The sequence below is a fragment of the Youngiibacter multivorans genome (assembly GCF_017873395.1).
GTDB classification, from domain to species: domain Bacteria; phylum Bacillota; class Clostridia; order Clostridiales; family Clostridiaceae; genus Youngiibacter; species Youngiibacter multivorans.
In genome coordinates this window covers 23,428-32,473 of record NZ_JAGGKC010000035.1, presented here as the reverse complement: position 1 = coordinate 32,473, position 9,046 = coordinate 23,428, and the positions used below count along the sequence as shown (strand labels likewise).

The 9,046-nt window shown below is 42.8% G+C and carries 7 protein-coding genes; all 7 read right to left on the bottom strand.

Features of this window, described 5'->3' with window-relative positions:
* Positions 1-214 precede the first annotated feature (214 nt).
* The gene (locus tag J2Z34_RS15750) at positions 215-1,372 is read right to left on the bottom strand and encodes a thiolase family protein (RefSeq protein WP_209460827.1); all 1,158 of its coding nucleotides are present in this window, start codon (positions 1,370-1,372) and stop codon (positions 215-217) included.
* Positions 1,373-2,092: 720 nt separating this feature from the next.
* Positions 2,093-3,463 (bottom strand): tripartite tricarboxylate transporter permease, encoded by a 1,371-nt coding sequence (locus J2Z34_RS15745; protein ID WP_209460826.1) that lies wholly within the window; start codon positions 3,461-3,463, stop codon positions 2,093-2,095.
* Entirely contained in the window at positions 3,464-3,928 is a 465-nt protein-coding gene (locus J2Z34_RS15740) for a hypothetical protein (protein ID WP_209460825.1), read from the bottom strand.
* A gap of 25 nt (positions 3,929-3,953) precedes the next feature.
* Positions 3,954-5,222 (bottom strand): hydroxymethylglutaryl-CoA reductase, degradative, encoded by a 1,269-nt coding sequence (locus J2Z34_RS15735; protein WP_209460824.1) that lies wholly within the window; start codon positions 5,220-5,222, stop codon positions 3,954-3,956.
* Positions 5,223-5,232: 10 nt separating this feature from the next.
* Positions 5,233-5,556, bottom strand: coding sequence for an AtuA-related protein (locus tag J2Z34_RS15730; RefSeq protein WP_209460823.1), 324 nt, complete (start codon positions 5,554-5,556; stop codon positions 5,233-5,235).
* Between the two features lies 1 nt (position 5,557).
* The gene (locus J2Z34_RS15725) at positions 5,558-6,925 is read right to left on the bottom strand and encodes an acyclic terpene utilization AtuA family protein (protein WP_209460822.1); all 1,368 of its coding nucleotides are present in this window, start codon (positions 6,923-6,925) and stop codon (positions 5,558-5,560) included.
* A gap of 287 nt (positions 6,926-7,212) precedes the next feature.
* Positions 7,213-8,781, bottom strand: coding sequence for a sigma-54 interaction domain-containing protein (locus tag J2Z34_RS15720; protein WP_209460821.1), 1,569 nt, complete (start codon positions 8,779-8,781; stop codon positions 7,213-7,215).
* Between the last annotated feature and the right edge of the window lie 265 nt (positions 8,782-9,046).

The window sequence follows — 9,046 nt, the reverse complement described above, 5'->3', positions numbered from 1 at the left end:
CATTGTATCAATATTTGAGTACTAATATGTCTAATAACGCAGATTTTGATACAAATTTGAATATTAAATATATGCAATAATAAATTTTATTTTTACATCGTCTAATAAGAGTATTTACGTAATTTCTTATATTTGTTTGTGAATATCTCTTGTTCATGCTAAATATTCTAAATGCTATCAGCTAATAAAACCCAAACATTTATTAATGATATTATTAGATGTTTTCAATGGCAATGGACATTCCTTGGCCTCCACCAATGCAAAGGGTGACAAGGCCTGCTTCCACATTGCGTTTCTTCATGGCATGTATCAGCTTTGTGATAAGTATAGACCCTGTGGCTCCTGTAGGATGACCAAGGGCTATTCCCCCGCCATTTACGTTCACACTGTCAATGTCGAAATCAAGCTCCCGGAGCACTGCAAGGCTCTGAGCAGCGAACGCCTCGTTAAGCTCCACAAGCCCGAAGTCAGATAGCTTCATTCCTGTCTTCTCAAGAAGCTTCCTTGTAGCAGGCACCGGTCCTATACCCATAATTTCTGGGTCACACCCTGCAGATGCCCAGCCTACAACTTTAGCCATAGGTTTAAGTTGAAGCTCCCTGGCTTTTTCCCTGCTCATCAGAAGCACTGAAGCGCCTGCATCATTGATTGTTGAGGAATTTCCGGGAGTCACCGTACCGTCTTTCTTGAAGGCAGGCTTTAGCTTTGCAAGTCCTTCATATGTAGTGCCTGGCTTCACTCCCTCATCCTTTGATACTGTGACAGTTCCCTTCCTTGTCATAACCTCTATAGGGGTAATCTCATCATCGAAGGCACCAAGCTCCATTGCTTTCGCAGCCTTCATCTGGCTGGAGTAAGCAAACCTATCCTGTTCCTCACGGCTGATATTGTACTTTCCCGCAAGCCTCTCCGCTGTCATCCCCATTCCCTCAAGGAGGTCAGACAATAGGTCGTCTATCGTATCTTTGCCCATCCTTAAGCCATTGCGAGCGTTCCTTATCACATAGGGGATCCTAGTCATGTTCTCCATGCCGCCCGCAAGCATTATGTCAGCCTCCCCGGCCTTTATCATAGTGGCTGCCAGAGATACGCTCTTAATGCTTGATGCGCAGTTCTTGTTTACAGTGAAGGCCGGCACCTCTATTGGAATACCGGCATCAAGTGCTGCTTCCCTTGCAGGGTTTCCCTTCGGGTCAGTTCCGCTGATATTTCCGATTATGACCTCATCAATAATATTAGGGTCAATTCCCGCCCGTCTGATCGTTTCCCTTAAGCTCACTGCTCCAAGTGTCTTTGCCTGGACATCAGAAAAAGCTCCCATGAAGCACCCTATCGGTGTCCTTGAAGCACTTACTATAACAATTTCTTTCATTATTATCCTCCTGGTTTTATGATATGCTTATTACTCCAGCCAGCTATTACAATAACTAAGAACAGCCACATAATGTCACCTGATTACACTTCTGAATTATCTTCTGCTGCGTATACAGTTTGGACTATTAGTATGTTTCAAATCCTACATCCTGGCAATTTCGCCTTTTTCAGAGAAATAAAGTTACGAAGGGATTTGTATTTTTACGAGAAGTGGCTAGTCTTGAAGATTTGCAGTTATACCAGATACTATGAATTAGGTAAAGTATGTGTTTACCCAATTCCAGGTCTAAATCCTTGGACTTACCGGAAAATGGTTACTTAAGTTGAAGTACAACTATAAAACTCTTCATGACTTAACAGACAAACAACTACTATGGTTTTTACATTAAATCTCACAGCTTACTAAAAGGAAGTTAATTTACCCTTTAAAAATGTAAAACAGTGTAGACAGAAAACTCTATTTTAGCGTATCGGTCAGTAATATCCACGCTCCATATAATAAAATTCTTCTCTGACTTCCTTTGTTGCGGAACTGAATGTTGTAGATCATTCAATGCCATTATGTCTTTAGGATTTGCTTAATTATATTTTTCACACCTCATTTCCGGATACCTCAATCTAATTGTTATATGCATCTATAATAATGTTGAACTAACTCATCAACAGGAATCCCCGCAAACAAAGTGCGGGGATCTGCTCAATCTATTCAATCATTCTATCAAATCAGTATCTTTGCAAGAGCCAATGCCTGAGTGACGATATATCCTGATGCATAGTATGCCATAAACTGGACACCGGTGTGTATTCCAAATAGGTTGTGAAGTAATCCGCCGAATATGCCTATGCTGACTGCTACGAATATTCCAAGAATGCCGGCTTCATAGAATGCAAGCATGCATATGAGTCCTATGAATGCTCCTATGAGGGCTTCATGGCTAACTGCTCTGAACATGAGCTCTGTCCATGACCTTGCCTTCTTTATAGCTATAGGGAATGCGAAAAGTGCTCCGCCTACTATTCCGATAAAACCGAATATGAAGTAGTCTGGTATCGAGAGCAGCTGTGCCAGATTATTCAGCGGTTCAACAGTAAACCTAGGAGGTGCGTTGAAGAGCGGCGCTCCCGGTCCTGCAGCCATTGGGCTCAATGGAAGTCCTGCAAAAGCGATCAAAGGTATTATGAACTCTCCAAGATATGTGCTATTGCTTATGGAATCCTGAACGCCAAGTGTCGTTGTCACTCTTTCATATAGTTCCTTGCATTTTCCATTTATAATCTCACCAAGCATTACTGTCATACCTACTGGTGAGAATGTAAATGTGCAGGCTCCTATAGAAGACATGAGCAGTATAGTCTTATTTTGCTTTTTAGTGAATATCTTGAAAGGATTAGGGAATATCCCTGTCTTCTTGCTTGAATCTGGTGCAAGCCAAATAGTTGAAGGTTTGTTTCTTCTCTGTTTATCTCTTTGGCTTGGTATGAAGATATTGAATACCTCAGCAATCATAGGTCCTATTGTGATTCCCATGAATATGGAGATGAAGAGAGTCTTACCGACACCTTCAACTGCTATCCTCTGGAATCCCTGTATGAGGAAAGCGAAAGGGAATAGCGCGATTACTGCACCCCACTTGGCTTTTGACATATAGCCGATAACCATAGCTCCGATTGTAAATATGAGTCCGATGTATGGCTTTACCATGTTACCTAGTGGTGCCATTAAAAGTGCGAATCCGATTGCCACTACAAGTCCTGTGATCGATCCAATGAGCGAGCCTGCTGCCATCTTTCTCATTGCAACATGAGGTATACCCAATCTCTTTGCTATTGAGCTGTTTAGTACCATAGGTACAGCCATAGTGCTTCCAGGAAGTGCAGCCATTGCTGTAGGTATGGTATGGCTTATCTGCATGGCAACGATTATACCGACGAACCAAGCGAAGAGCACCTCACCAGGCAGACCCATGAGTACGAGAATGAGAGTAACAGGAGCCATTGTAGCCGTCTCATCTGTTCCAGGTATAATTCCGATTATTGTATACAGCACTCCTCCAAGGGTAGCTGCGATGAAAGCCTGTAATAATAACATTTATTTTCCCCCCTTTGCCTTTGCCTTTTCCTTGTATTCAGGTTTGTAGTTTGGTGAGTCCTCAGGCACAAGCTCGAGCAGGCTGTATAGCTCGAACTCTTCCATTTCTGCTATGATTGCGGGATCAACATTTCTCAGTGCATTGATCTCATCTTCAACTGTCATCCCTGCTGCCATTAAGATTTCTTCTATATTCTCATTCTCAAATTTTTCCTCAACAATCCTTTTTGGCTTGAATAGTTTTGCGGAAATTATACCAGAAGCTACACACCCCCCTATACCGACGAGAAGCGAGTATCCTTTGGCAAGGCCGATGTCAAGTCCCTCTATCTTTAGGAAAATACTCCTACCTATGAGATACGTGCCAACAGTAAGTACTATACCAAGGATGGATGATATTAATAGTTCTTTCAGGTCAACGGTGTCGCCCCAGACTTCAGTTAGTTGGACCTTCTTATTTTCCATTCTGATTCCCCCCTGATAAATTAAGTTATTTATTTTCATATTCCTTTAACAGTTCCTGAGCATACTCAACCCGTACTTTCTTCTCTGAAACCATTCTCTTGACTATTGCTTCAAGAGCATCTCCTGTCGCTCCGGCTACTGCTGCAATATTCCTCGCATGCAGACCCATATGACCTCTTTGAACTCCCTCAGTAGCAAGAACCCTTACTGCCGCAAAATTCTGAATGAGTCCGAGTGCTGCGAACACTTGGCCTAGTTCCCCTGCAGACTTGACATTGAGTATCCTTACTGCAGCTTTAGCCTGAGGATGGACTTTGGTAGCTCCACCAACCAGACCGACAGCCATTGGAAGTTCTAGGGTTCCGACTAGATCTCCGTTTTTATCCTTCTCCCATGTAGATAACGGCTTATAGGAACCGCTTATGGATGCATAAGCGTGTGCTCCTGATTCAACTGCTCTTGTGTCGTTTCCAGTAGCAAGGACAGCTGCTGAAATTCCGTTCATTATTCCCTTATTGTGTGTAGCCGCCCTGAAAGGATCAGCTTCAGCGAACGCATAGGCATCAATTATTGCATCAACCACATGTTCTCCCCCAAGACTTTCTTTGCTGAACTTTGCTCTTGCCCTTGCAAGCCTGAATATAGCAAGATTAGATAAAATTCTTAGGTTAACACGACCACCAGTGATTTCCTCTATGAATGGTGAGATACCTTCTGCCATTGTATTTACCGCATTCGCTCCCATTGCATCAAGGGTGTTTACCTTAAGGTGCACTACCAGCATGTCGCCTATAATCGTTGATTCAACAACTTTCGCCTCAACATCTACTACTCCCCCGCCAAGCTTGATCAGAACAGGATCCATTTCATTACATTTTTCAGATATTGCCTTTCGGTTTTCCAGAACTTTTATTCTTGCATAATTGGCGTCCTCAATGTCCAATACCTGAATCTGTGAAATCATTACAGTTCCGCTGTTGCTCGCAAATACACCTCCATTTTCTCTTGCTATCTTGGCTCCGTTGCTTGCAGCTGCTACGACAGATGGCTCTTCTGTAACCATTGGTATCAGATAATCCTTTCCATTTATCAGAAAGTTGACTGCTACACCCATTGGAAGAGAGTACCTTCCGATAACATTCTCAACCATATGGTCAGCCATATCCGAGGTGAGTACATTCGGGTCACTTAGAGCTTCAGACTCATCCTTTGTTAAGCCTGCAAATTCAACAACCTCCTTCAGCCTGTCCTCAATAGAAAGCTTATAAAATCCTTTGTATTCGCTGTTCTTCATTTTCTCCTCCTTATTCTTCACGTTCAAGCTTCATCCTCAGAAGTGCCGTATACATCGTCTTTCCGAGGTTATCCATCCTGATTGACATCGTAGCTCCGCCGCCTAATGCTTTGTCCATTACAAAGTTAAATCCCTTGAGAGAATCGACCTCATACCTTACCACGTCACCCTTCACCAAGTCCCCGAAGTATTCCTTGACCCTTGCTGCAGTAAGCTCTTGCTTTAGGAATTCAAAGTCTTCAGGCTTCCTTGCAAACATACAGATATTGCTTCTGTCTCCCTTATCACCCGATCTGCCATGTGCCAGGTCTTTGAGATAGTATGTCTTCTTCATCCTAAAGCACCTCCAGATTGTTTGAAGTAAGCACTACGCTGGACTTTGGCACTACTGTCGGCCATAGGGCGATAACCTCACTCACTTTGGATCTTCCTCCGAACAGGGCTCCACCTGGAGGTCCGTTCAGCTGAAGCGGTGCAATCTCAGGTATTATCTTCTCAGCCTCTGACTTGTCTTTTGTCCTTATCGCTATCCTAAGGATTACCTCATTGAGGTCCTTGAGCCTTTCTTCTGACATGTCTGCAAGCGACAGGTGAAGTGAATTGAGGCCTACGTAATCGATCCTGACCTCCTCGGTCTTCATGTCCTTCTTTCTCATCTTTTCCATGACTATTTCTGAAGCAAGCTTTGCCTTGTCATAGGCATCAGGCCATGCGAAGCAGTATAAAGATTCAACCTTGAATCCAGCTGAATACCCCACGCAGAGCTTGAGAGAGTCAGGCGCAGGTTTTCCTTTTATATTTGAAACCTTTACTCTGTTCTCTCCTATACTCTCAACAGTTGCATGGCTCACGTCAACTATGACATCAGGAGTTATATAGTTTGCAGGGTCATGAATCTCATAAAGCAGCTGTTCTTTCACTGACTGTTCTGTTACAAGTCCGCCCGTTCCCGGAGTTTTTGTAATGATGAGACTGTCTTGAGTGACCTCAGCTATCGGGAATCCAAGGTCTGCAAGGTCAGGAATATCTCTCCAATTGTAGTCACAGTTTCCACCAGAAACCTGTCCACCGCATTCGAGGAGGTGTCCAGTGATTATTCCTTTTGCCATATTATCATGGTCACTAGGATCCCAGCCGAATTCGTGGATAAGCGGTGCTAGAAAAAGGCTTGAATCGGTAGCCCTTCCAGTTATCACGATATCTGCACCTTTTTCCAGACACTTTAGTATAGGTTCATATCCGTGGTATGCGTTGACGTTATAAATCCTATCAAGAATTTCAGTGAATTCGCCTTCATTGTCCATATTAACGAACTTTACTCCGCTTTCGAGAAGTCCAGGAAGCTTGTCCTTAATGTCGTCTCCAAGTACATAACCTATCTTCAGGCCCTTTAGTCCCTTTGCTTTGGCAATCTTTTCGATTTCCTTTACAGCTCCAGTGATGTTCATTCCGCCCGCATTGGTTATTATTCTAATCTTCTTTTTGTAGCAGGTCTCAGCTATCTGTTCGTATAAGGTTATGAAATCCTTGGCGAAGCCAGCGTTAGGATTTTTATTCTTTTGCTTCTGCATTATTGACAACGTAAGCTCAGCAAGGTAGTCGCAGGCAAGATAGTCAATTTTCGCGTTTTCTACCATGGCTATTGCACCATCGTTGGTATCTCCCCAAAATCCCTGTCCACCACCTATATATACTGTCTTCATAAAATCACTCCCAATTTCCTTATTCACTGCTCTTCGCGCGTAAAGTGCAGTCTCAGGTCTTTCAACCTTTCAGAATCTAATAAGCAAACATCATGCCAAATTTGAGTACATCAAAAAATAAATGACTGCGAGGTGTTAAACGTATTCATTTTACTTGATTTTAATGGATAAAACAAATGACGGAAACTGACTTTCATAATTAATGTAAGTCAATGTTTCCGCCAAATAATGCCACATATGGCACTAACCCAGAAAATATATGTATACAATTTGACGCTTTGTTTACTTTATGGCACTAGGCCATTTTCTTTTAGTTTCCGATAAAATGTTCTCCTGCTGAGACCTAGTAGTTCCATTGCTTTAGTCCTACTTCCTGATGACCTTTTCAGAGCCTCAAGCATTAGCTGCTTCTCTGCCTTTGCTATGCTTCTCGCATAATCAACATCTTCACACTGTGTTATTGGGGCTGACAAAGATACATCAGGCTCCGATATCTCGCCCTCCATTATCCTTCCAGGAAGATGCTCCCTCATTATGATTGGACCGGAGCATAATATTACAGCATGCTCTATGCTGTTCTGAAGCTCCCTGACATTGCCAGGCCATGAATATCTTGCAAGGGCACGGTATGCCTCATCGGAAATTGATAGCTTCTTTGAATACTTTTCACAGAAGTAATCTGCAAAATGGTTCGCTAGGAGGATAACATCATTCCCCCTATCTTTAAGCGATGGTACAGTCAGATTCACCACGTTCAGCCTGTAATATAGGTCCTCCCTGAACTTTTTCTGCTTGATCAATTCTGGAAGTGGCTGATTTGTTGCAGCAATGACTCTCACATCCACCTCGACATTCTTCTGCCGACCTATCTTCTCTATTTCTCCTCGCTCCAGGACCCTAAGTAGCTTCGCCTGCATCTGCAGCGGCATATCGCCTATCTCATCCAGGAATATGGTTCCCTTGTTTGCCAGCTCGAACTTGCCCATTTGGCCGCCCTTCCTGGAGCCCGTGAACGCACCTTCCTCATATCCGAAAAGCTCGCTCTCAATAAGGGACTCGGGAATAGCACTGCAATTTACAGTAATGAAGGGCTTGCTGCGCCTTGCCGAGCTCATGTGGATAAGCTTTGTTATCACTTCTTTGCCTGATCCGTTTGCTCCGCTTACAAGGACTGCTGCATCTGTCTTTGCTACTATGACTGCCTGATCGAGGATACGGAGGAAGTTGGGGCTGTTGCCGATTATCTGCGCTCTCAAAGCTTCGCTTTCTACTTCCTTTTCCCTGTGGTATTCATCTACGATACCTGAATATCTTTTGACCTCATTATTCAGGTTGTCGATTTCTGTAATGTCAGTGAAGATCGAGAACGCTCCGATTATTTTGCTGCCCTTATATAAGGGGCACATCCTGAGAGACACATACTTGTTGATTGATTTTACGAGATGCTTTTCCTGTATCATTGGCTTTCCGCTTTTTAGAACCTCATATAGAAGTGCAGAACCCTCGATGTCAAATATAAATTTACCTACGACCTTCCTCGCCAAAACTCCTAGTATTTGCTTATAGGCGTCATTAATATAGCATATTCTTCCGTTTTCATCGATTATGACTAGCCCTTCCCTGAAGTGGTCCAAAAGCTCTATGGCAGGAAGCTCACTGTACTTTGAAACCAAATATCGTATATTTATTGTGTCTACTTCACCCTGCTTTACTCCATTTTCATCAAGAACGCTCAACAGACTTTCGTCTGTATCTAGTAAATCGCCACGTATATCTTGTATGTTTGTATCACCTGTAAGAGCTGTCCCTGTCTTCTCAAGAACCGATACCCTGTTTAGAAAATCCGAAACCTTCATCTCTGTCTCCTCACTCCACACCATTTACCTAGAGTTTAGGTTTAAAACGTTAAAAGAGCAATGCAAATTTGAATTTACATATACTAACTTTGAGATCCGAAAAAATTTACGTTTTAATTGCAGACATTTATGAATTTTTAAATAGGATTATAATATCAGCGATATCCTTACACTTACACATGCTCTGCTACTTTTCGGTCACAGAAATAAAAACTTCGTGAAATTAGTCATTTCGCGAAGTTTATATTTACATCTAGGCACAACG